The organism is Pantoea sp. SIMBA_079 (genome assembly GCF_046940275.1).
GTDB lineage: Bacteria > Pseudomonadota > Gammaproteobacteria > Enterobacterales > Enterobacteriaceae > Pantoea > Pantoea borealis.
Genome location: NZ_JAWRYR010000263.1, coordinates 1 through 275 on the forward strand (window position 1 = coordinate 1; position 275 = coordinate 275).

General features: G+C 53.5%; 1 protein-coding gene. It reads left to right on the plus strand.

Going from position 1 to position 275, the window contains the following annotated elements:
• The first annotated feature begins 5 nt into the window (after positions 1 to 5).
• Positions 6 to 131, plus strand: coding sequence for a transcription antitermination factor NusB (locus SB719_RS19945; RefSeq protein ID WP_412159708.1), 126 nt, complete (start codon positions 6 to 8; stop codon positions 129 to 131).
• Positions 132 to 275 lie beyond the last annotated feature (144 nt).

The window sequence follows — 275 nt, forward strand, 5'->3', positions numbered from 1 at the left end:
TCATCGTGTCGGAATATGTCGATATCGCCAAGGCCTTCTATACGGAGGAAGAGCCGAAGCTGGTCAATGCCGTGCTCGATCGTCTGGCGTTTGTCATTCGTGGCGAGAGCCGTGGCGTGAAGCCGCGCTGATCCGGCTTCGCCGACGATAATCCTGAAAGAAGGGCTGTGAGAAATCGCAGCCCTTCTTTCATTGTACGCTGGCAAAGAACGACTTGACGTTTGTTAAACCGTTTCGCATGTTGGTCGCGCGGCATTGAGAATGCTGAAATGCAG